Annotated in this window: 20 protein-coding genes, 3 pseudogenes and 1 other annotated feature; of the genes and pseudogenes, 8 read left to right on the top strand and 15 right to left on the bottom strand. The window is 61.1% G+C overall.

From position 1 onward, the window contains the following. The first annotated feature begins 92 nt into the window (after nucleotides 1–92). Nucleotides 93–1,157 carry a glycine betaine/L-proline ABC transporter substrate-binding protein ProX gene (gene proX, locus ABDX79_RS07220; protein WP_346219604.1) on the top strand — a complete coding sequence of 355 codons (1,065 nt, stop codon included), beginning with the start codon at nucleotides 93–95 and terminating at the stop codon, nucleotides 1,155–1,157. A gap of 105 nt (nucleotides 1,158–1,262) precedes the next feature. Next, nucleotides 1,263–1,790: pseudogene (locus ABDX79_RS07215) on the top strand (DUF4269 domain-containing protein). A 92-nt stretch (nucleotides 1,791–1,882) separates the two neighbouring features. On the opposite strand, the gene ABDX79_RS07210 reads toward ABDX79_RS07215, so the two are convergent. The 4 genes from ABDX79_RS07210 to ABDX79_RS07195 all read right to left on the bottom strand — a co-directional run bounded on the left by ABDX79_RS07210 (nucleotide 1,883) and on the right by ABDX79_RS07195 (nucleotide 5,466). Then, nucleotides 1,883–2,872, bottom strand: coding sequence for a murein L,D-transpeptidase family protein (locus ABDX79_RS07210; protein WP_346219603.1), 990 nt, complete (start codon nucleotides 2,870–2,872; stop codon nucleotides 1,883–1,885). 345 nt (nucleotides 2,873–3,217) lie between these two features. After that, nucleotides 3,218–4,171 (bottom strand): acetyl-CoA carboxylase carboxyltransferase subunit alpha, encoded by a 954-nt coding sequence (locus tag ABDX79_RS07205; protein WP_346219602.1) that lies wholly within the window; start codon nucleotides 4,169–4,171, stop codon nucleotides 3,218–3,220. A gap of 90 nt (nucleotides 4,172–4,261) precedes the next feature. Continuing rightward, complete coding sequence (locus ABDX79_RS07200) at nucleotides 4,262–5,236, bottom strand: site-specific tyrosine recombinase XerD (protein ID WP_346219601.1); 975 nt, start codon at nucleotides 5,234–5,236, stop codon at nucleotides 4,262–4,264. Continuing rightward, nucleotides 5,233–5,466 (bottom strand): hypothetical protein, encoded by a 234-nt coding sequence (locus ABDX79_RS07195; RefSeq protein WP_346219600.1) that lies wholly within the window; start codon nucleotides 5,464–5,466, stop codon nucleotides 5,233–5,235. Before ABDX79_RS07195 ends, ABDX79_RS07200 begins: the two co-directional genes overlap by 4 nt. Nucleotides 5,467–5,694: 228 nt before the next feature. Here ABDX79_RS07195 and ABDX79_RS07190 point away from each other — a divergent pair, with 228 nt between their 5' ends. The 3 genes from ABDX79_RS07190 to ABDX79_RS07180 are packed head-to-tail and all read left to right on the top strand — an operon-like array spanning nucleotide 5,695 to nucleotide 8,890. Next, complete coding sequence (locus ABDX79_RS07190; protein ID WP_346219599.1) at nucleotides 5,695–6,276, top strand: shikimate kinase; 582 nt, start codon at nucleotides 5,695–5,697, stop codon at nucleotides 6,274–6,276. Beyond that, the gene (gene aroB / locus ABDX79_RS07185) at nucleotides 6,273–7,421 is read left to right on the top strand and encodes a 3-dehydroquinate synthase (RefSeq protein ID WP_463671130.1); all 1,149 of its coding nucleotides are present in this window, start codon (nucleotides 6,273–6,275) and stop codon (nucleotides 7,419–7,421) included. The genes ABDX79_RS07190 and aroB overlap by 4 nt, the downstream gene beginning before the upstream one ends. Further along, nucleotides 7,418–8,890, top strand: a complete 1,473-nt coding sequence (locus tag ABDX79_RS07180) for an HlyC/CorC family transporter (RefSeq protein ID WP_346219598.1) — start codon at nucleotides 7,418–7,420, stop codon at nucleotides 8,888–8,890. Before aroB ends, ABDX79_RS07180 begins: the two co-directional genes overlap by 4 nt. 22 nt (nucleotides 8,891–8,912) lie before the next feature. Here ABDX79_RS07180 and pncB read toward each other — a convergent pair whose 3' ends face one another. From pncB to ABDX79_RS07130, 10 genes and pseudogenes are all read right to left on the bottom strand, one after another. Next, a complete protein-coding gene (gene pncB / locus ABDX79_RS07175; protein WP_346219597.1) occupies nucleotides 8,913–10,217 on the bottom strand; it encodes a nicotinate phosphoribosyltransferase in 1,305 nt (434 codons plus the stop codon). 151 nt (nucleotides 10,218–10,368) lie between these two features. Further along, a complete protein-coding gene (locus ABDX79_RS07170; protein WP_346219596.1) occupies nucleotides 10,369–10,578 on the bottom strand; it encodes a hypothetical protein in 210 nt (69 codons plus the stop codon). Between the two features lie 253 nt (nucleotides 10,579–10,831). Continuing rightward, complete coding sequence (infB, locus tag ABDX79_RS07165; protein WP_346219852.1) at nucleotides 10,832–13,573, bottom strand: translation initiation factor IF-2; 2,742 nt, start codon at nucleotides 13,571–13,573, stop codon at nucleotides 10,832–10,834. Between the two features lie 300 nt (nucleotides 13,574–13,873). Then, nucleotides 13,874–13,984: pseudogene (locus tag ABDX79_RS07160) on the bottom strand (hypothetical protein); the annotation flags it as partial. Nucleotides 13,985–14,078: 94 nt separating this feature from the next. After that, a complete protein-coding gene (locus ABDX79_RS07155; RefSeq protein WP_346219595.1) occupies nucleotides 14,079–14,768 on the bottom strand; it encodes an RNA-binding protein in 690 nt (229 codons plus the stop codon). 90 nt (nucleotides 14,769–14,858) lie between these two features. After that, nucleotides 14,859–16,460, bottom strand: coding sequence for a transcription termination factor NusA (gene nusA / locus ABDX79_RS07150; protein WP_346219594.1), 1,602 nt, complete (start codon nucleotides 16,458–16,460; stop codon nucleotides 14,859–14,861). A gap of 133 nt (nucleotides 16,461–16,593) precedes the next feature. Then, the gene (gene rimP, locus ABDX79_RS07145; RefSeq protein WP_346219593.1) at nucleotides 16,594–17,217 is read right to left on the bottom strand and encodes a ribosome maturation factor RimP; all 624 of its coding nucleotides are present in this window, start codon (nucleotides 17,215–17,217) and stop codon (nucleotides 16,594–16,596) included. Between the two features lie 563 nt (nucleotides 17,218–17,780). Further along, entirely contained in the window at nucleotides 17,781–18,494 is a 714-nt protein-coding gene (trmB, locus tag ABDX79_RS07140) for a tRNA (guanine(46)-N(7))-methyltransferase TrmB (protein ID WP_346219592.1), read from the bottom strand. 128 nt (nucleotides 18,495–18,622) lie between these two features. Further along, a complete protein-coding gene (gene metK / locus ABDX79_RS07135; protein WP_346219591.1) occupies nucleotides 18,623–19,888 on the bottom strand; it encodes a methionine adenosyltransferase in 1,266 nt (421 codons plus the stop codon). Between the two features lie 290 nt (nucleotides 19,889–20,178). Then, nucleotides 20,179–20,595 carry a helix-turn-helix domain-containing protein gene (locus tag ABDX79_RS07130; protein WP_346219590.1) on the bottom strand — a complete coding sequence of 139 codons (417 nt, stop codon included), beginning with the start codon at nucleotides 20,593–20,595 and terminating at the stop codon, nucleotides 20,179–20,181. A 446-nt stretch (nucleotides 20,596–21,041) separates the two neighbouring features. On the opposite strand from ABDX79_RS07130, the gene acnA reads away from it, so the two are divergent. From acnA to ABDX79_RS07115, 3 genes are all read left to right on the top strand, one after another. Beyond that, on the top strand, nucleotides 21,042–23,807 hold the full coding sequence (gene acnA / locus ABDX79_RS07125; RefSeq protein ID WP_346219589.1) for an aconitate hydratase AcnA: 2,766 nt from the start codon (nucleotides 21,042–21,044) through the stop codon (nucleotides 23,805–23,807). Nucleotides 23,808–24,216: 409 nt separating this feature from the next. Next, on the top strand, nucleotides 24,217–24,957 hold the full coding sequence (locus ABDX79_RS07120) for a DUF1223 domain-containing protein (protein ID WP_346219588.1): 741 nt from the start codon (nucleotides 24,217–24,219) through the stop codon (nucleotides 24,955–24,957). Nucleotides 24,958–25,142: 185 nt separating this feature from the next. Next, nucleotides 25,143–25,511: a DUF2794 domain-containing protein gene (locus ABDX79_RS07115; RefSeq protein ID WP_346219587.1), complete on the top strand. Its 369-nt coding sequence runs from the start codon at nucleotides 25,143–25,145 to the stop codon at nucleotides 25,509–25,511. Nucleotides 25,512–25,638: 127 nt separating this feature from the next. On the opposite strand, the pseudogene ABDX79_RS07110 reads toward ABDX79_RS07115, so the two are convergent. Further along, nucleotides 25,639–26,171: pseudogene (locus tag ABDX79_RS07110) on the bottom strand (transposase); the annotation flags it as partial. Beyond that, nucleotides 25,774–25,890 (bottom strand) — a sequence feature (AL1L pseudoknot). Its footprint overlaps the pseudogene before it by 117 nt. Nucleotides 26,172–26,930 lie beyond the last annotated feature (759 nt).

Genomic DNA, 26,930 nt, shown 5'->3' with positions numbered 1-26,930 from the left:
TGCGAGACTCCGGCCAGAAATTTGGTGTGGCAATTTTCAGTGATTGCCGCATGTGAACACGAAGAACCAATCGACAAGGAGATTGAATACGAATGATCCATAAGTCCAAGAAGGCTCTTCTCATCGGTGCGACGGCCCTTTCGATGGCGTTCGCCGCATCCGGTCCTGTCTTTGCGCAAGACGGCGCCTCGATGCCGGGCGAAGGCGTCACGGTCACGATGGCCCGCCCGACCTGGGACACGGGCTGGTTCGACACCGAAATCTATCGCCAGCTTCTTCAGAAGCTTGGCTATGAGGTCGGTCAGCCGACCACGCTCGACGCACCGGCCTTCTACCAGGCTGTCAGCCAGGGTGATGTGACCGGTTGGGTCGAAGGCTGGTTCCCGCTCCACAACACATATGAGAGTGCATTCTCCTCGGGCGCCCAAGCGATCGGCTATGTCGCCAAGGGCGGCGCCTTGCAGGGCTATCTCGTCGATAAGGCATCGGCCGACAAGTTCGGCATCACCGAGATCACCGACTTCAAGAAAGACGAGGTCAAGGAAGCCTTCGACCGGAACGGCGATGGCAAGGCCGATCTCGTGGCATGCCCTCCGGGCTGGGGCTGTGAGGAGACGATCTCCTTCCAGATGGACGCCTTTGATCTCGGAGAAGACGTCAACGCCATCCAGGCGAACTATTCTGCCGCCATGGCAGATGCGATCGCGGCTTATCAGCAGGGTAGTCCGATCTTCTTCTACACCTGGACGCCGAACTGGACCGTCAACGAGCTGAAGCCGGGCGAAGACGTTGTCTGGATCCAGACGCCGGAAGTGAAGCTGCCGGAAGATCAGATGAACCTCGCCGACGCGGCAACAGTCGAAGGCGTGGAGGGCTGCGTCGCAGATCCGTGCGAGATGGGTTGGCCCGCCAACGACATCCGTCCGGTCGTGAACACCGAGTTCCTCGACGCCAATCCGGCGGCGAAGTCGATCTTCGAGAACGTCTCGATCCCGCTGAAGGATATTTTCGCCCAGAACCAGGAGATGAACTCCGGGGCCGACAGCGAAGAGGACATCGTCGCTCAGGCGACCGCATGGATCGAGAAGAACCAGGATCAGGTCGACCAGTGGCTCGCCGATGCCCGTGCGGCCGCTGAAGGCGGTTCCTCTAACTAATCGGATTATCGGGGTCGGTCGCGCATCGCGGCCGACATCGATCGAAGGGCGGGTCCAATTGGGCCCGCCTTTTTCGTTGGTCGTCTGGGAAGGAGGCTGGATCGCATGAAAAAGCCAGCATTCGAGCAGGCTATCGCTGAAAGCCAGATCCTCGAAGTGCTCGCACCCTTCGCGCCCCGGATTGCGGGCACCCTGCCCCTCGGGATCGGGATCGCGTGCAGCGACGTTGATATCCGTTGCGAGATTTGCGACGCTGCCGCTTTCTCGCGCAGCTTTCTCGAACATTTCGCCGACAGGTCGGAATTCCGGCTGGTCCAGCTTTTGCGCCCGAGACACCCGATCCCGTGCACTTTCACGGCGTCTAGGTAGCCGTTCGAAATCTACGGCGAAGCTCTCGCTGTCGACCTTCAGGAGGGATGGCGCCATTTTCTGGTGGAGAGGCGGCTGCTCGCTTTGGGCGGCCCGCCGTGGCGCGACGCTATTCTGCGGCAACGAGCAGCTGGCCTGAAGACCGAAACGGCCTTCGCCGTCGCGCTCGGTCTTACCGGCGATCCTTATCGAGCCGTGTCGGAACTGGCGGATTGGCCCGACGAGTCCATGACGGACCCGCTTCGGCGACGGAGCATCTTATAGCCCCGTAGCATGACGCAAGACGCATATGGCAGCTATCGGCGGGGTCTCCGAAGGCACGGCTACGGGCACAGCAAATCGCTGCCGCCCGGCGCTTACCGGCTCAGAAAGCGCGAGACTCCGCCGGTTCCGCCAACGCGGTTGCCCTGGCGATCATAGCCCGGACGGCGGTGCTGCTCGGCGGCATAGGCCTCCGCCGAAACCTTCTGTCCGGTCTTGTAGCTGAAGGAGGTGTAGGTCGCGAACTCGCTGTCACTCATCCGGGACTTCAGCTCTTCGACCTTCACCTGATCCTGCATATGCTTCGAGATCACGAGCTCGGGAATATTGGTCTCGGGGCACGGCCCGGTCGGCGAAAGCTTTGAGACGGTCTCGGCCGACTGATCGAAGATATACTGCCGCTCGCAGACGCCCACATGGGGAGGCTTACGGGTCTCTTCGAAATAGTCCGATCCCTTCTTCAGCATCGTCCAGAAAGCGAAATGCTCCGAATTGCTGTGGCGCGCCATGTTCTCGGGCGTCATGCGGAACGGATAGGCCTGGATCTGGAAGTTGCGCTGGCCGCCCTCGAAAGAGTGGCGTGCGAGACCATAGATTTCCTGAACCTGCTCGTCGTCCATCGCATAACAGCCGGAAGAGTTGCAGGAGCCATGGATCATCAGATGGCTGCCCGTGCGGCCATTCGCGCGATCATAGGTGTTGGGATAACCCATGTTGATCGCGAGATGATATTTGGAATTGGGATTCAGCTGTGTCGGGTTGACGTTGTAGAAGCCTTCCGGGGCCTGCCGATCGCCTTCGGCGAATTTCGGTCCGAGCTTTCCGGACCAGGCGCAGATCGGATAGGTCTTCAGATGGGCGTAGCTCCCGTCCGTGCGCTGCTTCCAGACCTCAAGTTCAGACTCTTCCTTGAAGAGCCGAACCAGCATCGGTGAATTCACACCCATGCTTTTCGACTGGATCTGGGCAACGAGCGCGGCCGGCAAGGGCGCCTCGGCCGGAATCAGATCGGCGTATTTGCAGCTTGTTGCGGCGAACATCGCGGTGGCCAGAACGGCTCCGGTCAAGAGGCGGCGAACGATCATGGTTCCGTGGTTTCCCCTGAAAGAGGAGCGCGGGACGACCATCCCCATAGCCGAAACCCCGCGCTCTGTCTTAGTCGCGACCCGGGGCGATGTGCCCGGCGGGTCGCATCACGCGGGAAGCTTGAATCAAGCGACAATCCCCACGCAGTTCCCCTCATCCTCTCAAAAGCGAATTAAACTGTTATTAAAACAATCGAATTCGCTTCGACCTGCTCACTCGCCGCGTCTTGCCGCGACGGAGGCGAGCCCGGTCGACGGTCAGATGGTCGCATAAGAGCGGCGAGATTTAGGCAGACATCACGGTGGGGAACGCAAGTGCAAAGTGTGACCGGCGCGCAACGACGCCTAGAGATTGCGTCCGATGGACAGAAATTTCTCGCGGCGCTGAGTCTTCAGGGCCGCACCCTCCACACCGGAAAGCTCGGAAAGCCCTGTTCTGATTTGGTTTCCGGCCGCATCGATCGCACTTTCCGGGTCGCGGTGAGCACCCCCGAGAGGTTCCTCGATGATCTGATCGATGATCCCGAGCTCCTTGAGATCCTGCGCGGTAATTTTCATCGCCTGGGCAACGTCACGGGCTCTGGTCGCGTCCCGCCATAGAATCGACGCCCCGGCTTCCGGCGAAATCACCGAATAGATCGCGTGCTCCAGCATGTAGACGCGATTCGCCGTCGCGATCGCGATCGCACCGCCGGACCCACCCTCGCCCAGCACCACCGACACCAGTGGGACGGTCAGATTGAGGCAGGTCTCGATCGAGCGTGCGATGGCTTCGGCCTGACCGCGCTCCTCCGCGCCGATGCCGGGATAGGCTCCGGCCGTATCGACCAGCGTGAGGACGGGAATATCGAAGCGCGCGGCAAGTTCCATGATCCGGACGGCCTTGCGGTAGCCTTCGGGCCGCGCCATGCCGAAATTGTGCTTCAGCCGCGTCTGGGTGTCATTACCCTTTTCCTGACCGATCACCGCGACGGATTGGCCATCGAACCGGCCGAAACCGGCGATCATGGCGTAATCTTCGGCATAGTAGCGGTCGCCGGCAAGCGGCGTGAAATCGGTGATCAGCCGTTTGATATAGTCGTTGCAATGGGGCCGGTCGGGATGACGGGCGACCTGCGTCTTCTGCCAGGGGGTCAGCTTCTGGTAGAGACTGGCGAGCGCGTCGCGCGAACGGGTTTCGAGCCGTTCGATCTCTTCATGCACATCGACCGCACCGTCCTCGGCCTCGATCTTCCTGAGTTCGAGGATCTGCCCCTCAAGGTCGGCGACCGGCCGTTCGAAATCCAGGTAATTGTACATACGCTTCCGTTTCTCGCCCGAGGACTCCTGACGCCTCGCCGGCTGCTTCGGTCATGTCAACGGGAATGTGACGTTCGAGTTGAGCGTCTGTTACCAGTCCCCGCGGCCCACCGAAAGGGGATGATGCTCGGTGACGAGCTTGTGCAGGCGCTCTTCCAGAACATGGGTGTATATCTGCGTGGTGGAAATATCCGCATGGCCGAGAAGTTCCTGAACGGAACGCAAATCGGCCCCGTTTTGGAGAAGATGGCTGGCGAAGGCGTGGCGCAGGACGTGCGGCGAAATCTTCGCGACCGGAATGCCGGCCCGGGCGGCGAGCCCCTTCAGTTCGCGGGCGAAGACCTGCCGGCTGAGATGTCCGCTTTCGGAATCGGCGGGAAACAGAAAGGGGTCGTCGTCTTTCGTCCCGCTTGTCTTCAGGGCGAGCCCGTAGGCGTCCAGCGCCTCGCGGGCCTCCGCGCCGATCGGTATCAACCGCTCCTTGTTGCCCTTTCCGAGAACGGTGATCGTGCGCGCCCTGCTCGCGAGCATGCTCTTTGGCAAGGAAACGAGTTCGGAAACGCGCAGGCCGGTCGCATAAAGGAGTTCGACGAGAACTCGGAGACGGGCCGCCCTCACCCGCTCACCTGGTGTCAGTTCGCCATTCCGGGTCTCGGCCGCGGCTAGTTCGAGAAGCCGGTCGACCTCGTCTTCGCTCATGATCTTTGGCAAAGGCCGCTTCTTTCGAGCCCCCTCGATCGGCCCGGTCGGGTCGTCGCCGCGACGGCCTTCGGTATAGAGGAAACGGTAGAGCTGGCGCAGGGCCGACAGCCGGCGCGAGCGCGTCGCCTCCGACAGTCCTTGAGCCGATAGATCGTTCAGATAAGCGCGAATGGCATCGCTGTCCGCGCGCATGAAGCCGCCATGGGGCCGCAGAAAGCCGCGCGCTGCGTCGAGATCACGGGAATAGGCCTGCAGCGTGTTGTCGGCCGCGCCGCGCTCCACCGCCATCATTTCGAGAAATGCCTCGATGATCGCGCCGTCGCCGGGCCCTGCCGCGGCCGGCGCATCCGCCGGTTCGCTCATTGGGCAGGCTCGCCTGTAGAGGCATCGTCGCCTGCCCCGTCGATCGAGCCGGCATCGTCCGTCGTCAGGGGTGCCGGCTCGGGTGCGATCGGCTTGATCGGCGGAAGGGGAACCTCGATCGTCAGTTCGCTCCGCGTCGGTTCGACGAAGTAGACGAGCGCAGCCATGATGCCGTAGATGATGCCGGCAATGATCGCGAGTATCGTGAGGAGACGGAAAAGGGTCGGCATCGCGGCGTTCGGAGGATTTCGTGAAGCAGATTTCGAAGAAATAGGTGTCTTCGCGAAAAGGGCGGCGTTTCGTGGAATGGCTTTTATCTTGGCGGGTCGATATTGCAAAGCAAAACTGGGGACCGGTCCCTCATATCTGGTGTTTTTCCGGGGAATGCCCCACCTAGGCCGGGATTTTGATCGATCGGCGAATCGCAATTCGAGGTATCAAGAGGAAAACCGGTTTCCATGACTTCAAACACGGCAGTGCTCGATTTTTCGGACGTCCGGGACAAGCTCCAGGACCGGACGATCGCGCTCGTCGGTTTGATGGGGTCCGGAAAGACCACCGTCGGGCGCCGGCTCGCCTCGCTTCTGGGGCTGCCGTTCTCGGACAGCGATCAGGAGATCGAGGACGTGTCCCGCATGTCCATCCCAGAACTCTTCGAAACCTATGGCGAACCGGAATTCAGGGCACTCGAGGCGCGGGTCGTGTCACGGCTCGTGCAGGCCGGTCCCCGCGTGCTCGGAACGGGCGGCGGCGCTTACATCAATGCAGAGACCCGGGCCCATCTGAAAGAGGCTGCGGTCACGGTCTGGCTGAAGGCCGATCTCGACACGCTGATGGCGCGGGTCATGAAGCGCTCCAATCGTCCCTTGCTGAAGACGGGTAATCCCCGCGCGACCATGGCAAAGCTGATCGACGAGCGTTATCCGATCTATGGCGGCGCGGACATCATCATCGAGTCGCGGGACGTCAAACGCGAGGTCATGGCGGCGGAAGCAGCCGAAGCGATACGCAACTATCTTGCCAAAGGAGACAAAGCGTGATCGGTGACGGCAACGAGCGCGAGACGACGAGCTTGCAGCCACGGACGGTGTCCGTCCCACTTGGCGAGCGCTCCTACGACATCGTGATCGGTCCGGGGCTGATTGACGAAGCTGGCAAGCGGATCAAATCCGTGCTGCCCCATTCCCGCGTTGCGATCGTGACCGATGAAAACGTCGCGCGGCTTCATCTCACCCGGCTGAAAATCGCGCTGGAAGCCGAAGGGATCGATTATCGCGCGATCGTCCTGCCGGCGGGCGAGACGACGAAATCCTACGCCGGTCTCGAACGTGTGGTCGAGGAAGTGATCGAGGGGCGTTTCGAGCGCCGCGATACCGTTCTCGCCTTCGGCGGCGGCGTCATCGGGGATCTGGCCGGCTTTGCAAGCGCCGTCGTCCGGCGCGGCATGGCAATGGTCCAGATGCCGACGAGCCTGCTTGCCCAGGTGGACTCATCGGTCGGCGGCAAGACCGGCATCAACTCACCCAGGGGCAAGAACCTCGTCGGCGCGTTTCATCAGCCGAGCCTCGTTCTCGCCGATACGGCTCTTCTCGATACGCTGGTGCCGCGAGAATTTGCCGCCGGCTACGCGGAAGTCGTCAAATACGGGCTTATCGACCGGCCGGACTTCTTCGACTGGCTGACCGAAAAGCATCGGGAGATCTTTGCGGGCGGCGCAGCCCGCATCAATGCGATCGCCGCGTCCTGCGAAGCGAAGGCCGATGTCGTCGGGCGGGACGAGACGGAACAGGGTGCGCGCGCGCTCCTCAATCTGGGGCACACCTTCGGGCATGCGCTGGAAAAGGTGTGCGCTTACGATCCGGCGCGCATCGTACACGGCGAGGGTGTCGCGATCGGTGTCTGCCTTGCCCATCGCTTCTGCGCCTTTCTCGATCTTTCCCCGCAAGAGGACGCCCGCCGGGTGGAAACGCATCTTTCGAGCGTCGGTCTGCCGACGCGCATTCAGGATATTCCGGGTCCGGCCCCGGCGGTGGACGATCTGATGGACGCCATCGCGCAGGACAAGAAGGTCTCGCGCGGCACCCTCACCTTCATCCTGACGCGCGGAATCGGAAAGGCCTATATTGCGGGCAATGTCGAGCGCGAGACCGTTCGGCGCTTCCTGAAAGAGGAACTCTCGCGATGACGCTGACACTCTGGATCCTGCTCGCCATCGTCCTCACCCTGATCTGCTGCTCGGCCTTCTTCTCGGGCTCCGAGACCGCGCTTACCGCTGTCTCGCGGGCCCGCCTCATGAGCTACGAGAAAAACGGCGACAAGCGCGCAACACTCGTCCAGAAGCTCATCGAGAAGAACGATCGCCTGATCGGCGCTCTTCTCATCGGCAACAACCTCGTCAACATCCTTGCCTCCTCACTGGCAACGACCGCCTTTCTCGGTCTCTTCGGGCAGTCTGGCGTCGTCTACGCCACGATCGGAATGACGATCCTCGTCGTCATCTTCGCCGAGGTCCTGCCGAAATCAGCAGCGATTGCTTCGCCCGACGGGTTCGCTTTGAAGGTTGCGCGCCCGGTCTCGATCGTCGTTGCAACGCTCGGCCCCCTGACCCGCGTCGTCAACTGGATCGTGCGCCAGCTCCTGATCATGCTGGGCGCAGGCCGGGATTCCTCGGCGTCCCTGCTGACAGCCCATGAAGAGCTGCGCGGCGCTGTCGAGGTGCTTCACCGCGAGGGCTCGCTGGTCAATGCCGACCGCAACCGGCTGGGCGGTCTCCTCGACCTTCACGAACTCGAAGTCTCCGACGTCATGGTCCACCGCACCGGCATGCGGCAGGTGAACGCCGAGGACCCGCCTACGGAGATCGTCAAGCAGATCCTCGAAAGCCCCTATACCCGCATGCCCGTCTGGCGCGGGCACTACGACAACATCGTCGGCATCGTGCATGCCAAGGATTTGTTGCGCGCACTCGACGACGTGAACAACGACCCGACCAAAATCGATATCCTGAAGGTCTGCACCAATCCCTGGTTCGTGCCGGAAACGACGACGCTCCAGGACCAGTTGAACGCCTTTCTGCGCCGCAAGACCCATTTTGCCATCGTCGTCGACGAATATGGCGAGGTCGAAGGCCTGATCACGCTCGAGGACATTCTGGAGGAGATCGTCGGCAATATCGCCGACGAGCACGATCTGGAAATGCAGGGCGTCACGACCGAGGCGGACGGGTCCGTGGTGGTCGATGGTCAGGTGCCGATCCGCGATCTCAACCGCGCGCTCGACTGGAACCTGCCCGACGAGGAAGCCGTGACGATCGCCGGGCTCGTCATCCACGAGACGGGCACGATCCCGGAAGAACGGCAGGCCTTCACCTTCTTCCAGAAGCGGTTCACGGTGCTGAAGCGCGACAAGAACCGCATCGCCAAGCTGCGTATTCGCCCCGCCCAGGTACTCGTCCCGCCCAAGAAAGGCGCACTCGCGGCCCTCGCGGTCGGCGCGGCCCAGTCTCCGGACGACAGCGATCTCGAAGAGGCCGATATGCTGGACAGCGAGCCCTTCGAGGACGACGACAACGCTTCGGGCTCCAGCTCACCGGAGGAAGCCCGCCACGAGGCCGATGTGGAGCGCGACCGGCGCTCGGACGTTCCACGGAACTGAGGTGGGCTGAGCGGCCTGACGATCAGACCGCGACGTCCCGCTTACCATATTCCGGTTCGCCGAAAATCTTGAGGTAGCGCTCCACCTCCTTCGGATCGCCGGTTGCCTTGGCCGCGTTGTCGGAGAGCTTGACCGCAGGGCGGCCATTGGCGCTGACCACCTTGCAGACCAGTGATATCGCCTCCAGACCGTCGGCAGGTTCGGGCGCGACATCCCGAAAATCGTTGGTGAGATTGGTGCCCCAACCAAAGCTCATGCGAACGCGGCCGTGGAAATGCCGGTAGACTTCTTCGATCGTGTCGGAATCGAGCCCGTCGGAAAAGACGATAAGGCGCTCCCTGGGATCGACGCCTTTGGCTTTCCACCACTCGATGATCTCTTCCCCGCCCGCGATCGGCGGGGCGGAATCCGGCCGAAAGCCCGTCCAGTCCGCAAGCCAGTCCGGTGCATCCTGAAGAAAGCGTCCCGTTCCGAACGTATCGGGCAGGACGATGAGGAGATTGCCGCCGTAATAGCTCTGCCAGTCCTCCAGCACCTTATACGGCGAGGCTTTGAGCTCAGCCTCCGTTTCGGCAAGTGCGGCAAGAACCATCGGCAATTCGTGGGCATTGGTGCCGATCGCCTCCAGATCGGCCTCCATGGCGAGCAACACGTTGGATGAACCGATCAGCCGATCGCCGAGCCCCTCCTTCAGGGCTTCCACACACCAGCGCTGCCAGAGAAAGGAGTGCCGTCGCCGCGTGCCGAAATCGGAGATCCTGAGATCCGGCAAGGACTGGAGCCGCTCCACCTTCTCCCACATCTTGGTCTTTGCACGCGCATAGGCGATGTCGAGCTCGAAACGCTCGAAATTGCGCAAGGCAGCCCGCGAGCGCAGCTCGTTGACGATGGCAAGGGCCGGGATCTCCCACATCATCGTGTGGGTCCACGGGCCGTCGAAGGTGAGCTCGAACTGCCCGTCGACGGTTTTCAGCTCGTAGGGTGGCAGTTCGAAATCAGCGAGCCATTCGAGGAAGTCCGGCCGGAAAATCTGGCTGTTTCCGTAAAAGCTGTTGCCGGCGAGCCAAATCATCTCGCGCTTGGAGAATCTGAGCGAGCGCGCATGGTCGAGCTGGGCGCGCAATTCCGCCTCGTCGATCTCTTCGGCGAGCTTCACCGACGTCGTGCGGTTGATGAGCTTGAAGGTGGCCTGGATGTCCGGATAGAGCCCGAACACCATCTGCTGCATCAGCAGCTTGTAGAAGTCGGTATCGAGCAGCGAGCGGATGATGGGATCGAGCTTGAAGGTGTGGTTCCACACCCGCGTTGCGATATCTGTGGCAACCATGTTCGACCTGTCTCGCTGTCACTAGGGGCTCTGGCGCCGATAATGGAGGCAGGCTCACGCGGCACCATCAGGCCGCAATAGGGGAAGGGACGTCAGAAGACCAGATCAAGCGAGCCTCGGAACCTGTTTGCGGCCCGAAGGAAAATGGAAATCACTCTGCGGGTTTGCGCTGACTATCCAGCCGTTCGGCGACCCGCTTCAGGCTTCGCATGGATTGCGTAACGTTCGCACAGTCATGGACCGCGGACTTCAGCGCCTCGGCATCGACCGGCTTGCCGGCGTCCAGTTTGTGAAGGAACTCGCAGATTCCCTCGACACGCTCGCTGACCGAGTCGATCGCGCCATCGATACCCTTCGCCATCGTCACCCCCAATCGCCCTGTCCCAAGGTCCAAAATACGCGATCCGAGGACCGGATTGCTAGCACAATTTCGCATCAGACTTGGGGTAAGCGTGAAGCACTGATTAAAAATGCAGAAAAGGCGGGCAATTGCTCGCCCGCCTTCTCGATATATCCGTTTGTCCGCTCGTCGTGGCCTTATGTGGCTCAGGCGCCGCTCGGGCTCCCGACGACCTTATGAAACTGTTGGTTTCAAAGTCAAAGGCCCTTCGGTCTTACAGCGTACGTGCCACGTGCTCGACGCGGAAGCACTCGATGACGTCGCCCTGACGAATGTCCTCGTAATTCTGGAATGCCATACCGCATTCCTGACCACTCTGGACCTTCGAGACTTCGTCCTTGTAGCGCTTGAGCGTCTTGAGCGTGCCCTCGTGGATGACGACGTTGTCGCGCAGGAGGCGGACACCCGCCCCACGTTCGACTTCGCCCTCGGTGACGAGACAACCCGCGACCTTGCCGACCTTGGTGATCTGGAAGACTTCCTTGATCTCGGCGTAGCCGATGAAAGTCTCGCGTCGTTCCGGCGCCAGAAGCCCGGACATTGCGTCCCTCACGTCGTCCACCAGATCGTAGATCACGTTGTAATAACGGATCTCGATGCCTTCCTGAGCCGCCGCGTCACGCGCCTGCTTGTTGGCACGAACGTTGAAGCCAATGATCGATGCGTTCGAGGCCTTAGCGAGCGAGATATCGGACTCGGTGATGGCGCCGGCACCCGAATGGATGATGCGGGCCTGCACTTCGTCCGTACCGAGCTTCTCCAATGCGCCATCGATCGCCTCGATCGAACCCTGGACGTCGCCCTTGATGAGGAGCGGGAACGTCTTCAGTCCCGTATCGCTAAGCTGACTCATCATCTGCTCGATCGAGCCACGCTGGCCTGCCGACTTGGCAACCTGCTTCTCGCGCGTCAGACGCTGGCGATAATCGGAGATCTCGCGTGCCTTGGCTTCCGATTCCACGACCGCGAAACGGTCACCGGCCATCGGCGTGCCCTGCATGCCGAGAACTTCGATCGGCATGGAAGGCGGCGCCTCTTTCAGCTGCTCTCCGCGGTCGTTGACGAGGGCACGAACACGGCCCCATTCATCGCCGGCAACGACGATGTCGCCACGGCGAAGCGTACCGGTCTGGATCAGAACGGTCGCAACTGGACCGCGGCCCTTGTCGAGCTGCGCTTCGATGACGACGCCTTCCGCGGTGCGATCCGGATCCGCCTTCAGGTCGAGGATTTCGGCCTGGAGAAGGATCGCTTCGAGGAGCTTGTCGAGATTGGTGCCGTTCTTCGCGGACACCTCCACATCGAGCACCTCGCCGCCCATGCTCTCGACGAACACCTCGTGCTGCAGAAGTCCGTTGCGGACCTTCGCGGCATCGGCGTCCGGCTTGTCCATCTTGTTGATCGCCACGATGATCGGCACACCGGCCGCCTTCGCGTGATTGATGGACTCGATGGTCTGCGGCATCACGCTGTCGTCCGCAGCAACGACGAGGACAGCGATGTCCGTCGCCTGCGCACCGCGGGCACGCATCGAGGTGAATGCGGCGTGGCCCGGCGTATCGATGAACGAGACCTTCTGCCCGTTCTGCTCCACCTGATAGGCGCCGATATGCTGGGTGATGCCACCGGATTCGCCCGAAGCCACCTTGGTCTTGCGGATCGCGTCGAGCAGGCTGGTCTTGCCGTGATCGACATGGCCCATGATCGTGACGACCGGCGGACGCGACTGCAGGTTCTCTTCGCTGTCCTCGACATTGAAGATGCCTTCCTCGACATCCGACTCGGCGACGCGCTTGATCGTGTGGCCGAATTCGGAGGCGATCAGCTCGGCCAGATCCTGGTCGATGATGTCGCCCGGCTTCATCATCTGTCCCTCTTTCATGAGGTACTTGATGACGTCCACCGACCGCTCGGACATGCGGTTCGCGAGTTCCTGAATCGTAATCGTTTCGGGAATAATCACTTCGCGCGAAATCTTCTCTCTCGGTGTATTCTGCTGCGACCGCTTGAATTTCTCCTGACGGCGACGAATCGACGACAGCGAGCGGCTGCGCCCACCATCATCCCCGGACAAGGCACGATCGAGCGTCAGCTTGCCACGACGGCGGTCGCCAGGAGTTTTCGAGCCGCGCGGCGCCTCGGCACCGCCCTTGCGACGGCGCTCTTCTTCCTCGGAAACCTTGCCGCGCTTGCCGCTGCGTTCTTCGCGGGCAAGAGCTGCTTCGGCATCGGCCGGAGACATGGGATCGGGCTGCTTGGTCGTGCTGCGTGCTTTTGCAGCGGGAGCAGCCGGCTTCTTCTTGGCGTCCTCTTCGGCCTTGCGGCGTTCCTCGGCCTCGCGCTCACGGCGCTGGGCTTCTTCAGCCGCACGCTGTTCGGCTTCGGCACGCTCGCGCTGGCGACGTTCGTCCTCCAGCTTGCGACGGGCTTCGTCTTCCTGGAAGACGCGCCGGGCCTCAACCTCGCGCTGCTTGGCGAGTTCAAGCGCACGACGGCGCGCGTCCATTTCACGGGACGACAGGTCCGAAAGAACGGCACCACGCGGCTGGCGCTGCTGACCGTTGCCGGATCCTTGCGAATCGCGGCGATCCGGACGACCGCCACCGGGGCGGCGATCATCGCGACCACGACCCGCACCCTGTCCACCACGACCCTGCGGAGCTGATGCGCCGCCGGACTGGGGCCGCGCACTTCCAGACTGAGGTCGTGCCGGCGTCGTTGACGCAGCCTTCGGAGCCGGTGTCGGCGCAGCTGTCGCCGTGGGCTTGGCGGGCTCGGCTTTGGCCGGAGCGGACGGCGCTGTAGCAGCTTCAGCTGTCGGAGTGGGCTCGGCGACAGCCTCAGCCTGAGCTTCGGGCTCGGGTGCCTTAGCCTCGACCTTCGGCGCCTCTTCGGCCGGCGCCGGCTGGGCAGGCGCCTCGGCTACAGGAGTCTCGACGGCAGGCGTTTCCGCCACGGCTGCCTCATCGACCGGCTTTTCAGCCTCGACAGGCTCAGGCTTTGCCGGCTGCGGTTTGGAGAATTCGATATTGCGCGGCTTGCCACTCGGCGCCTGCGGGCGCGGCGGGGGCGGTGCGACCGTACGGGTATCGACCGCCGGCGCCTTGGCCTCGGCAGGTTTCGCAGGTTCCGGTGCCGCCGGCTTCGGCGCACGCGGTTTCAGGCCTTCCGCAACAGAGGAAGAAGCCGTCTGATCGCCAGGCTTGGTGATCCGTCGCTTCTTCGTCTCGACTACGACGTTCTTCGTGCGTCCATGGGAAAAATTCTGCCTGACCGTGGACTGCTCGTTGCCGCCACGCTTCAAGGACAGTGTCTTCTTCTGGTTCACGCTCAGCGTCTTGTCGTCGCCGGACTTGGTATCGCTCATTTATAATTCCGTTTCTCGACGCAGATTTCGTCCCGCGCCCGTTCCGTGTTGGAAACGCCGCCTCTCGAGGGTGCGTTCCCGAATTCAACTCAATTCATCGCTGGACCTCGCCATGCGCTTGTCGCTCCGCATCCGCTGAAGCGGCCGCGGGGCTTTCACCCCGGTATTCCAAGAGCGCCATAAGGCGTCTTGCAGCGGCCGAACCCGCATCTCCGGATAGGATCGCCGCATGTATCACATTTCCACCCCCGAGCGCCAAATCCAAATCAGATCCCGAGAAGGGTGCCGCCACCGGCGCGGCATTTTCCATCGAACCATCGGCCCCGGCATAGCGGGCCGCGGCCACTCTTCGTATTCCATCGTCACTCGCTTCCTGCGCGTGCAGGATGAACAGCGCGTCTCCGGACCGCGCGGCGGCCTCGACCTTCGCCGAGCCCGTGACGAGCTGCCGGGCCTTCCTGGCAAGACCAAGCGAGCCCAGCACCGATTTTGCAAGCAGCCCGTCCAGTTGCCTGCCGAGATCGGCAGGGCCTTTCACCTCAGCGCGAAAGGCCCGGGCAAACAGCTTGCGACGCATCGCCTCGTCGACCGAGGCGCGATCGCATCTGACATGCGCACCGCGCCCCGGAAGGCGCCGCTTCAGGTCGGGAACCACCTGACCGTCGGGCGATAGAACGAATCGAATGAGACGATCCGCATCCATCGCTTGCCGGCTGACGATGCAGGTCCGGTCGTTCAGAACCATCTCGTCCTCGTCCACCGGATCACTGCCGACCGCAATCATCGTTTCCCATACCACGTCATGCGTCTGGTGCGCGTGCCGGAGAAAACAGCCCCCGCCGATCGGCAGGCGCTGCATTGCTCAAACCCGATATCACGCCGTTTCGGCTTCGGCTTCTTCTTCAGCCTCTTCTTCGCCGGCGAGATCGTCCTCGGTGATCCAACCAGCCTTCAGGCGGGCGTTGAGAACCATCTGCTCGGCATCGGCGCGGCTGACCTCGAATTTGCTCAGCGTGCCTTCGAACCGCTTGGTCTCACCCTTGGAGCGCTCCGTCCAGCCGCAGAGATCGTCGACCGCGTAACCCGCGAAATCTTCGATAGTCTTGGTGCCGTCCTCGCCGAGTGCGACGAGCATCTCGGTGGTCAGACCCGGAATTTCCTTCAGTTCGTCGGCAACGCCGAGTGCCGTGCGCTTGGCATCGAACTCGGCTTCCCGGCGCTCGAGATATTCCCGCGCCCGGCTCTGAAGCTCTTCGGCCGTGTCCTCGTCGAAGCCTTCGATCGAGGAGACTTCCTCCGCATCAACATAAGCAACCTCTTCGATGGTCGCAAAGCCTTCGGAGGCAAGAAGTTGGCCGACCATCTCGTCGACGTCGAGCGCTTCCATGAAGATCTCGGACCGCTCGTTGAATTCCTTCTGGCGACGCTCCGACTCTTCCTCTTCAGTCAGGATGTCGATGTCCCAGCCGGTCAGCTGCGAAGCAAGGCGCACATTCTGGCCTCTGCGGCCGATGGCAAGCGACAGCTGATCGTCCGGCACGACGACTTCGATTCGCTCGGCATCCTCGTCCAGAACGACCTTCGCGACCTCGGCTGGCTGAAGGGCGTTGACGATGAACGAAGCGGCATCCGGCGACCAGGGAATGATGTCGATCTTCTCGCCCTGAAGCTCGCCGACGACCGCCTGAACGCGCGAACCGCGCATACCGACGCAGGCGCCGACGGGATCGACGGACGAATCGGACGACACCACGGCGATCTTGGCACGTGAGCCCGGATCGCGTGCGACCGACTTCAGCGTGATGATGCCGTCGTAGATCTCCGGCACTTCCATGGTGAAGAGCTTCGCCATGAACTGCGGATGGGTGCGCGAAAGGAAGATCTGCGGGCCACGCGGCTCGCGGCGCACGTCGTAGACATAGGCGCGAACCCGGTCGCCCGGACGATAGAGCTCGCGTGGGATCTGCTCGTCGCGGCGGATGATCGCCTCGCCCTTGCCAAGGTCGATGATGACATTGCCGTATTCGACGCGCTTGACCTGACCGTTGATGATCTCGCCGACCCGGTCCTTGTACTCGTCATACTGCATGTCGCGCTCGGCCTCGCGCACCTTCTGCACGATGACCTGCTTGGCCGACTGGGCCGCGATACGGCCAAAATCCATCGGCGGGAGCTGCTCGGCGATGAAATCGCCGGGCTCTGCGTCCGGATTCTTGTCGCGGGCGAGTTCCAGGTAGATCTGCGTTGCCGGATCTTCCACCTCCTCGACGACTTCGAGAAGACGCTGCAGCTTCATCTCGCCGGTCCGGGTGTTGATGTCGCAGCGAATGTTGGTTTCCTGACCATAGCGGCTGCGCGCGGCTTTCTGGATCGCGTCGGCCATCGCCTCGATGACGATCTCGCGATCGATCGTCTTTTCACGGGCAACGGCATCCGCGATCTGCAGAAGCTCCAGCCTGTTCGCACTCACTGCCATGTTTTCAGTCCTCCGTTCAGGATCGGGCCGGCGTCACAGCGCGGGCGCAACCTCGAATAGTGTTCGTCATGCCGGCTGCCTTGCCGGCTCTTGCATCGCAACGTCGGAAAACCTCCGCGCTACGACGGATGAATCAGTGCGGGCGGCTCGCCGCGTCCTCGTCGTTGTCGTTGTCGCTTTCCTCGGTGGCGCCGCGCCCCTTGCGCCGAGCCTTGTCGGCCTTCAGCGACGCCTCGATGAGGTCGTCGGTCAGAACGAGCCGCGCGTCGGCGATCGCATCGAGCGGAATGTCCACGGAGGCCGGCTCGCCGTAGGCTGGCTGATCACGCTCGATGGTGATCGCGCCATTCTCGACCTTCAGGATCCGTCCGCGATACCGTTTGCGATCGGCCACAAGTCGCGATGTCTCGAGCTTCATCAGAAAACCGGCCCAGGTCTCGAAATCGGACACGCGAACCAGCGGCCGGTCGATGCCGGGCGAGGACAATTCCAGATGATAGGCGCCATCGATCGGATCGTCGGCTTCAAGAACCGGGGAGATGGCGCGGCTGACCTCTTCGCAGCCCTCGACATCCATCGTTCCGTCCGGCCGCTCGGCCATGATCTGCACGGTCTTGCCGTTCATGCCCGAAACCCGCACGCGAACCAGGCGGTAGCCCGTCTCGACGATCGCCGGCTCGACGATTGCGGCGATCTTCGCCTCCAGACCGTCCTCGGTCACGATGCGTTTTTCCTGTTCGGTCACTTGTTCGCTCAATGGTGCTCCGGTGGCTGATATCTACCCCGCCAAACGAACGGGGCTCTTGATCACTGTCTAACGTTCGTCCGTCTCGAAAAGGCTTTCGGCAGGTCCCTAAAACAAAAAAGAGCGGGACCGGGTGGACCCACTCTCACGAAACGACCGTAGAGAATATGACAGCGATATACGCTGAATCCCCGAAAGGTTCAAGTCCGATGGAGAGTGCGCTGGACAAGGCCCAGGGTTCCATCCACCAGGATGACAAAAAACCATCGTTCGGGCGACGCGTGCGGGAGTACTTTCGACACTGACAGGCAAGCTCATATGAACATAGAGAGCGACCTCGATACTGGCTTCCCTGATTGCCCCGCGAAAGCGACCGGATCAAGCCAACATGCTTGACGCCGCAAAAGACAAGCCGATTGCTTAAGCCTCTGCCTTTCCGGTTATCGCGTCACATCTGTCGAAGTCTCTGTCGATGCACGCGGACGCGGCCGCAGGTGGCAAGAACGTATCGACAGGAGCTTGAAGCGGATGCCGGAAACGGCGGATCGACTCGCTCCGCTCATCTGAAAGTCGCGTTACCAAGCGCGCACGAAGGTGAGGTATGCTGGCGTTCGCCCCTCCCGCTTGGCCTTCGCTTCGTAGCGGGTTCCGGGCCAGCCATCATAGGGAGTACGCCAGTCCGCCGGCCCCTCCGCCTGCCATCGGAAGGCAGGGTGATCGCGGCAGTGAAGAAGAGTCCAGTTCACATAGGTGTCGATATCCGAAGCAAAACGGAAAAGACCGCCGGGCTTCAGGACGCGGGCGAAGCGATCGAGATTCTTCCCGTTCACGAAGCGGCGCTTGAAGTGGCGCTTCTTCGGCCACGGGTCCGGGTAGAACAGATCGATCCCGGCAAGCGAGCGCTCCGGCAGCCAGTCGAGAAGCAGCGCCGCATCGTCGTCAAACAGGCGAAGATTATCGCGCGGGCTTTCGTCGAGACGGCCCAGCAGCTTGGCCATGCCGTTGACGAAGGGCTCGACCCCGATGAAGCCGGTCTGTGGAAACCGACCGGTCTCGTGAAAAAGATGTTCCCCACCGCCAAAACCGATTTCCAGCCGGACGCCCTCGACCGCCTTTTCAAAGAGATCGCCAAGCGTTTCGGGGGCCGGCATCGACAGGTCGACGCGGCGCGTCGGAAGCGCGTCCTCGATCAGCATGCGCTGGCGGTCGCGCAGCTTCGGACCCTTAAGGCGTCCGAAAAACGCCTCTCTATGGCGCGTGGGATGGTCGTTGGAAGCGTCAGCAGTCATGAGCAGAATCGGCTTCGGCATAGCGCCGGTGCTGGAGAAAAATCAAAACGCAAAACGGAGCCGTGCGTTCGGCACGACCCCGCCTGTTTGTCATCCGCATGGTCTGCGGCAAGAGATCCAAGCGATTTTTACTGCAGGATCGCAGCCTTCAGCTTCGCAGTGAGATCGGTCTTCTCCCAGGAGAAGGATCCGTCACGACCGGGCTTGCGGCCAAAGTGGCCATAAGCCGCCGTCTTTGCGTAGATCGGCTTGTTGAGGTCGAGATGCCTGCGAATACCCGTCGGCGACAGGTCGACGGTTGCCCGGATCGCATCCTGAACCTGCGCCTCGGTCACGTCATGGCCGGTTCCGTGCATGTTGACGTAGACCGAGACCGGCTGGGCGACACCGATCGCATAGGCGAGCTGGATCGTGCATTTGTCGGCAAGCTTGGCCGCGACAACATTCTTGGCAAGGTAGCGCGCCATGTAGGCGGCCGAACGGTCGACCTTGGTGGTATCCTTGCCCGAGAAGGCACCGCCGCCATGAGGGGCTGCACCGCCATAGGTATCGACGATGATCTTGCGGCCCGTGAGCCCGGCGTCGCCGTCCGGGCCACCGATCACGAATTTGCCGGTCGGATTGATGTACCAGATGCAGTTTTCGGCGATCGGAAGCTCGCCCATCGCCTCCCGGATATAGGGCTCGCAAACGTCGCGGACCTTGGCGGAGTCCCAGCTCGGATCGATATGCTGGGTCGAGAGGACGATCGACGTAACCTCTACCGGCTCGTCGTTCTCATAGCGGATGGAGACCTGGCTCTTGGCGTCAGGGCCGAGCCTGGCGACGTCTCCCTCGCCCTTCTTCCGGGCAGCCGAAAGCAACTCCAGAATCTTGTGCGAATAGTAGATCGGCGCCGGCATCATATCCGGCGTCTCACGACATGCATACCCGAACATGATGCCCTGATCGCCGGCTCCTTCGGCCAGGTCGCCCCCGTCGTCCGAGTCGCGGGTTTCGTGGGACTTATCGACACCCTGGGCGATATCTGCGGACTGCGAATGGAGCAGCACGTCGATCTTCGCTGTCTTCCAGTGAAAACCGTCCTGCTCGTAGCCGATGTCACGGATCGCGCGCCGCGCGGCCGAACGGATGCGGCCAGCATTGACCACCTTCTCGCCGGCCTTGTTTTCCTTCATCAGGCTGTCGGGAAGACGAACCTCCCCGGCGATCACGACGCGGTTCGTCGTCGCAAGAGTCTCACAAGCAATGCGAACGGACCACGGATCGGAATCCGTCTTGCGCGCCTCGCGATAGATGAGATCAACGATCTCATCGGAAATGCGGTCGCAGACCTTGTCCGGATGGCCTTCCGAAACGCTTTCGCTCGTAAAGATGTAATTGGCATGCGCCATTCAAATCGACTCCTGTCTTTGAAAATCAACACCGGCCGCATTCGCGATCTGGCAAGCGGCAGCAGATTTCGACCGTTCTGCAACGCCTTTGAAGCGATTGCAGTCTGAAGGTCAAGATAGGAGTCGGGAGGTGCGGAAAACTATAGGGGCAGAATCATCACGCACGATCTCATCGGGGCATCTGGGGAAGCCAATGAATTTTGCGTCTTCTAACTTCTAATGAGATGATTTCGAACTTGACTTGAGCGTTATAGGGAGTCCGCATTCTCTTTCACATTGGCGCTGAAATTTCAGTCGCCGCTCTCCTCGTCGGCAAGGCAACGGACGAGATCGACGATGCGCCGCCTCACTTTCGGATTTTCAATCTTGATAAAGGCCTTGTTGAGCTGCAGCCCTTCGGACGTCGACAGAAAATCGACGACGTAGTCGCCACTCTGCGGCTCGCTCATTCCTGTCACAGGCTCGCTGCTCGCGGGCGCATCCTCGAAGAAAAACGAGACCGGAACCTTCAGAACCTCGGAAATACGCTGCAACCGGCTCGCACCGATCCGGTTCGTGCCCTTTTCATATTTCTGGACCTGCTGGAAGGTAATTCCGAGTGCCTCGCCGAGCTTCTCCTGACTGAGGCTGAGCATGGTGCGGCGAAGCCGAACGCGAGAGCCGACGTGGGTGTCGATTGGGTTAGGCTTCTTCTTGTTCACCGGCATCGCGCGCCCTTGAGTTGCACATTCGTGTTGGCAGAACCTTTAAATCCCTTCAAGTGCAAACTGGCAACCAAAAGACGAAAGAAGTTGCGCTACGAGTAAGCTGTCCCGCGCAATCTTCAAACCATGCTCTCGCCTCGACGTCACGGGGCGTCCCCTTTCCCGGCATCTTTCGGCGCCGCGTTGCGAACAAGCGTAAATTTTCATCAACAACAGCATACGCCCTTTATAGCTGTTCCAAACAGCGCTAGATGCATCGTGCAAGCCATGCCAGCGGCCGGCATGAATCCTCATCAGAGCCGATACTGAGGCACCTTGATCTCCCGAGGGTGCCCGGGGCGGACAAAGCGGAAATGGTCGCACCCGCATCTTCGACGCGCGTTTTCCGCCGCGCTGAGGTTGTTCGCCCTTCGGCCGTCGTCTCGGTTCGAAAAGGAACGAAACGCTCCATGTCCAATCATCCAGACAGCTTCAAAAGCCGTAAGACACTCGATGTCGGCGGCAAACCCTACGTCTATTTCGACCTGAAGGAGGCCGAAAAGAACGGTCTCGACGGCATTTCCCGCCTACCTTTTTCCATGAAGGTTCTCCTCGAAAACCTCCTGCGCAACGAAGACGGGCGTACGGTCACCAAGGAAGACATCCAGGCCGTGTCGAAATGGCTGGATGACAAGGGCAAGTCGGGATACGAAATCGCATATCGTCCTGCACGCGTCCTCATGCAGGACTTCACCGGCGTTCCGGCCGTGGTCGATCTCGCGGCGATGCGCGACGCCACCAAGCAGCTCGGCGCCGACCCTAAGAAGGTGAACCCGCTGGTTCCGGTCGATCTCGTCATCGATCACTCGGTGATGGTGGACTATTTCGGCTCGCCGGATGCGTTCGAGAAAAACGTCGATGCGGAATACGGACGCAACAAGGAACGCTACCAGTTCCTGCGCTGGGGTTCGGAAGCCTTCCAGAACTTCCGTGTCGTACCGCCCGGCACCGGCATCTGCCATCAGGTCAATCTGGAATATCTCGGCCAGACCGTCTGGACCCGTGAGATCGATGGCGAAACCGTTGCCTATCCGGACACGCTGGTCGGCACCGATTCCCACACCACGATGATCAACGGCCTGTCGGTTCTCGGCTGGGGTGTCGGCGGCATCGAGGCCGAAGCTGCGATGCTCGGCCAGCCGATTTCCATGATGATCCCGGAAGTCATCGGCTTCAGGCTTGAAGGCAAGCTGCCGGAAGGCACGACCGCGACGGATCTGGTGCTGACGGTCACCGAGATGCTGCGCAAGAAAGGCGTCGTCGGCAAGTTCGTCGAGTTCTTCGGACCGGGCCTGTCCAACCTCACCCTTGAGGACCAGGCGACGATCGCCAACATGGCTCCCGAATACGGCGCGACCTGCGGCTTCTTCCCGATCGACAAGGACACCCTCGCCTATCTCGAAGCGACCGGCCGCGAGAAAGACCGCATCGCTCTCGTCGAGACCTATGGCAAGGCCCAGGGCATGTTCCGCGAGGACGCAACGCCGGATCCGGTGTTCACCGATACGCTCGAACTCGACCTCTCGACGGTCGTGCCGTCCCTTGCCGGCCCGAAGCGCCCGCAGGACCGTGTCGCGCTGACGGAGGCAGCAAATGCCTTCCACAAGGCGCTGCACGAAATCCAGGGTGGACGGAAACAGGACGACAACCCGCAATCTGCGGGCGACTCCCGTTTCATGGACGAAGGCGCAACCCTGCCGAACGAAGTCCCCGGCGACATTGCGTATCGTTACGATGTTGAAGGCGCGGCCCATGGTCTTTCCCATGGCGACGTGGTGATTGCTGCGATCACCTCGTGCACCAATACGTCGAATCCGAACGTGCTCGTCGCGGCCGGTCTCGTCGCACGTAAGGCCTATGAAAAAGGCCTGACGGTGAAGCCGTGGGTGAAGACCTCGCTGGCTCCGGGCTCGCAGGTGGTCACGGAATATCTGAAAAAGTCCGGTCTGCAGACCGATCTCGACAAGATGGGCTTCAACCTCGTCGGCTACGGCTGCACGACCTGCATCGGCAATTCGGGCCCCCTCCCGGAGCCGATCTCGGAAGCGATCAACGAAAACGATCTCGTCGCCTGCTCGGTGCTTTCGGGCAATCGTAACTTCGAAGGTCGCGTGAACCCGGACGTACGGGCAAACTATCTCGCATCGCCGCCGCTCGTCGTCGCCTATGCGATCGCCGGTTCGATGTTCAAGGACATCACCAAGGAGCCGCTCGGCCAGGACCAGGACGGCAACGACGTCTATCTGAAGGACATCTGGCCCTCCACCCAGGAGGTGGCGGAGATCGTCCGCGAGACGGTGACCCGCGACATGTTCGAGGATCGTTATGCCGACGTCTTCAAGGGTGACGAGCACTGGCAGAAGATCGATGTCTCCGGTGGCCTCACATATGACTGGGACGACACCTCGACCTATGTCCAGAACCCGCCCTATTTCGACGGGATGGGCCAGGAGCCGAAGGCCGTCGAGGACATCAAGGGCGCTCGCATTCTGGGTCTCTTCGCCGACTCGATCACGACCGACCACATCTCCCCGGCCGGCTCGATCAAGAAGGATGGCCCGGCAGGCGAATATCTCGTCAGCCACCAGGTTCGGCCGATCGACTTCAACTCCTATGGCGCCCGCAGAGGCAACCATGAGGTCATGATGCGTGGCACATTCGCCAATATCCGCATCAAGAACCAGATGGTGCCGGGTGTCGAAGGCGGCGTGACGATCCACCATCCGTCCGGCGAGCAGATGCCCATCTACGACGCGGCGATGAAGTATCAGGACGAGGGCGTGCCTCTCGTGGTCTTCGCCGGCAAGGAATACGGTACGGGCTCGTCGCGCGATTGGGCGGCCAAGGGCACGATTCTTCTGGGTGTGAAGGCGGTGATCGCCGAAAGCTTCGAGCGCATTCACCGCTCGAATCTGGTCGGGATGGGCGTTGTTCCGTTCGTCTTCGCCGAGGAAGGCCAATCCTGGGAAAAGCTTGGCCTGAAAGGCGACGAAAAGGTCACCATCGAGGGTCTGACGGATATCAAGCCGCGCCAGGAAATGGAGGCCGTCATCGAGAGCGCTGACGGATCGAAGCAGACGATCAAGCTCAAGACGCGTATCGATACCGACGACGAGCTCTCCTACTACAAGAACGGCGGTATTCTTCATTACGTGCTGCGCCAGCTCGCAGCCTGAGGCCGTACTCCGCCAAACGCATAAAAGGCCGCCGGACTTACGGGTCCGGCGGCCTTTTTCATGTCCTGCAAACCGATCTCAGAGCCGTTTGCCGTCGGGCAGCGGACGAACCGGTACATTCATCCAATACTTCCCGGGACCGCGTAACCACCGACCACGTGCCTCATCACGCTCATGTCGCGCGATCGTTTTCCTCCTCACCCCCAAGTGACTGGCCTGTCACGGTGCAGCTTCTTATTTAAAACTGGTCACTGGTGGCCGAATGCCATCATCGCGGTCCAGTCTAGAAGGTTCGGCAATCGCTTTGCATAGTTCCGGTTTTTCATCGGCCTCGTTCCGCGAGCCATTCACGGCGCTCCGCGCTGTCCTGAAACCGGTTGTCCTTCTCGGCTTGGTTCTTTCGATAAGCGTGGCCACCGCACCCCACGCCCAGGAGATGGCACCGTCCGAAGAGGGCGTAAGCGTTGCCCATGTGGTCGAACTTTTCACCAGCCAGGGCTGCAGCTCGTGTCTCAAAGCGGAGACGGCGCTCGCCGAACTTGCCGGCAGGCCCGATGTGCTGGCACTCGCCTATCATGTCGACTATTGGGATTATATCGGCTGGGAGGACACCTACGGCTCCGCGGAAAACACGGCAAGGCAGGAGGCTTATGGGGAGAGTTTCAACCTCTCGACCCTTTTCACGCCTCAGATCATCATAGACGGCAGCGAACAGATCGTCGGCGCCGACAGTCAAACCATCCTCGAAGCTCTTCGGACAACACCGCCAATTGATCGAGACGGCGATGCATCCATTTCTGCCAGAGTCGTCGGTGACAATCTGAAGATCAAGGCCAGCATGGCGCAGCCGGTCGACGACGGATCGCTTCCGGTCCTGATCGTCGTGACCTATGACGAGCGTTCAGAAACCCAGATCACGCGCGGCGAAAATCTCGGAACGACGATCGTCGACACCAATCCCGTTCGCGATTGGCAAATTCTGGGCGCATGGTCGGGCGAGCCGATGAAAATCAGCCTGCCGCTCTCTACGCTGACTGCCAATGCCAATGGAAGAAACGGCTGCGCAGTTCTCATTCAGATGATGTCGCAAACTGGTAAACCGGGCCAGATTCTCGCCGCCACACGCCTTAACCTGAGCGCCCGAAACTGATACCTGCTTCGCCTTCAATTCTCGCCAAGAGACATGCCTCGTAGTCGAGACCACTTTGAAAACATTTGTCGGCACACCTATTTCCGTGTCACCATGCTGTCATGGTTCGGCATGAGCCCCTGGAACTCGGGTTCTTCCATGGGGCCGCGACACAGGTGAATCGACAAGGGGGACACTCGACCCGAATGACCGTATCGAGCGCCGCAGATGCATCCAACCTCATCACCTTTCCGGGGCACAGAGGCTCGGAGGCCCAAACAGTCTTCGATCGGAAGGAACTCTCGGAAATTCTAAAAGTCTATGGCCGCATGGTCGCCGCTGGCGAATGGCGAGACTACGCCATCGACATGCTGAAAGACCGTGCCGTCTTTTCGATTTTCCGGCGCAGCAGCGAGATGCCGATCTACCGCGTGGAGAAAACACCGAAGCTGGCGCGCAAACAGGGCGCCTTCCAAGTCGTCAACGCGGGCGGCATGGTCATGAAGCGGGGCCACGATCTGCCCACCGTGCTCAACGTCTTCGACAAGCAGCTGAAGACAGTCGAAAGCGACTGAGGCTGGCACATCCACGTTGTCGCCAAAGCTCGCAAAATGAGAGTGGTTCGAGCTGGGTAACGCGAAGGCCAGATCGGCACGGTTGCAACAGCGCCGTTAAGCGAGGAGATGGTGAACCGCGCCGGCTTTCCCGGAGGCTATAAACGCCGAAGTTCTCGTCGAAGACAAGACGGATTTCCACGCTGACTTTCTCGTCTTTCTTCTCACGATCGGATCGACAATCGGGATCGGCCTTCTTGGCGGCGTGCTCGCGATAGGTCGACGGAGCGATCGGTAGAACCCTGCAGATCGGCTCGACCCCGTAGACGCTGCGATGGTCTTCGATGAAGGCCTTCATGGCTTGAACCGGCGGTTGAGCTCCGCCTCGGCAAAATACGCCGACGCCTTGCGCAGGATCTCCTTCGCCTGACGCAATTCGCGGACATCACGGCGAAGCTTAGCCAGCTCCTCCTTCTCCTCGCTCGTCGGCCCAGCAAGCAGGCCGTCGCCACGCCCGGATTGGCGCACCCAGTTGCGAAGCGTCTCGCCCGAACAACCGATCTTCGAGCCAACCGACTGGATCGCCGCCCACTGCGATCCGTGCTCGCTACGGTGATCCAAAACTATCCAAACGGCGCGCTCGCGGAATTCAGGACTATAAGGGGATGATCTTTTCGTCATGGCTCCATTCTCTCAAGCGTTGGAGCCTCCGGAAAAGCCGGCGCGGTTCAATGATGTCGGTGAATGCGAAGCCGTTCCATGCGAACATTGCGCGTTGCCCGCCTTTGAAAGCGCCTCGCACATGGCGAGGATTGGTCTCTCTTTGAATGGAAGCGATGAAGCGAAATCTGGTAGTAACCGCCTGTCCCCCTGGCCTCCCCCGAGATGGCCTCGGCACAGGGATGCCATGCACCCTGTATGCTGACGCTTTTGATCATCGCGATCCAAGCCTCTATCCAGCGGCATACAACGTGTTTGTCCCAGGACCAGGGGGCACAGCCTTAATTCTCCCCTCACCGCATCCGTTGAATATGTCGATAGTCCGTGCGCGGAGCAGACGCTCTTGGAGCAGACCATCACGAAACGTTAGCAGTCCGTTCCGCCATGGGCTACCGCAAACGTCGCAGAAGATAACGCCAACACGTTGCGTCGCCGCGGCAACCGTTCGTCCTCCCCTACTCTTTTCACGCCACGTATCTCCCTCGGCGTGCTCCTTTTTGAGAGGTCATGAAGGGTGTGGAGCGTATTGCAAGCGCTGCTCCACCTAAGAGATTGCGGCCGCTGTGGAATGACGGATCTTGCGGATCCCACCCTTCTCGGCTTTCCCGCCACTTCTTTTTGTGGTTTTGAGACGCGTAAAAGCCCCGGTTTATGGCCGGGGCTTTTGTTTGTTTGTTGTGAAGAAGAAGATTTTTTGATCTTGGTATTTGCGGACCTGGC

The sequence above is a fragment of the Fulvimarina fulva genome, from assembly GCF_039652615.1.
Taxonomy (GTDB): Bacteria; Pseudomonadota; Alphaproteobacteria; order Rhizobiales; family Rhizobiaceae; genus Fulvimarina.
This window is presented reverse-complemented; position numbering and strand designations above follow the sequence as displayed.

Excerpts from the sequence above, each read along its gene's own strand:
- acnA (WP_346219589.1), top strand. The coding sequence starts at position 21,042 with ATGTCCAATCATCCAGACAGCTTCAAAAGCCGTAAGACACTCGATGTC.
- proX (WP_346219604.1), top strand. The coding sequence starts at position 93 with ATGATCCATAAGTCCAAGAAGGCTCTTCTCATCGGTGCGACGGCCCTT.
- ABDX79_RS07190 (WP_346219599.1), top strand. The coding sequence starts at position 5,695 with ATGACTTCAAACACGGCAGTGCTCGATTTTTCGGACGTCCGGGACAAG.
- pncB (WP_346219597.1), bottom strand. The coding sequence starts at position 10,217 with ATGGTTGCCACAGATATCGCAACGCGGGTGTGGAACCACACCTTCAAG.
- ABDX79_RS07205 (WP_346219602.1), bottom strand. The coding sequence starts at position 4,171 with ATGTACAATTACCTGGATTTCGAACGGCCGGTCGCCGACCTTGAGGGG.
- nusA (WP_346219594.1), bottom strand. The coding sequence starts at position 16,460 with ATGGCAGTGAGTGCGAACAGGCTGGAGCTTCTGCAGATCGCGGATGCC.
- ABDX79_RS07170 (WP_346219596.1), bottom strand. The coding sequence starts at position 10,578 with ATGGCGAAGGGTATCGATGGCGCGATCGACTCGGTCAGCGAGCGTGTC.
- metK (WP_346219591.1), bottom strand. The coding sequence starts at position 19,888 with ATGGCGCATGCCAATTACATCTTTACGAGCGAAAGCGTTTCGGAAGGC.
- ABDX79_RS07115 (WP_346219587.1), top strand. The coding sequence starts at position 25,143 with ATGACCGTATCGAGCGCCGCAGATGCATCCAACCTCATCACCTTTCCG.
- trmB (WP_346219592.1), bottom strand. The coding sequence starts at position 18,494 with ATGACTGCTGACGCTTCCAACGACCATCCCACGCGCCATAGAGAGGCG.
- ABDX79_RS07130 (WP_346219590.1), bottom strand. The coding sequence starts at position 20,595 with ATGCCGGTGAACAAGAAGAAGCCTAACCCAATCGACACCCACGTCGGC.
- ABDX79_RS07195 (WP_346219600.1), bottom strand. The coding sequence starts at position 5,466 with ATGCCGACCCTTTTCCGTCTCCTCACGATACTCGCGATCATTGCCGGC.
- ABDX79_RS07155 (WP_346219595.1), bottom strand. The coding sequence starts at position 14,768 with ATGATTGCGGTCGGCAGTGATCCGGTGGACGAGGACGAGATGGTTCTG.
- ABDX79_RS07200 (WP_346219601.1), bottom strand. The coding sequence starts at position 5,236 with ATGAGCGAACCGGCGGATGCGCCGGCCGCGGCAGGGCCCGGCGACGGC.
- ABDX79_RS07210 (WP_346219603.1), bottom strand. The coding sequence starts at position 2,872 with ATGATCGTTCGCCGCCTCTTGACCGGAGCCGTTCTGGCCACCGCGATG.
- ABDX79_RS07180 (WP_346219598.1), top strand. The coding sequence starts at position 7,418 with ATGACGCTGACACTCTGGATCCTGCTCGCCATCGTCCTCACCCTGATC.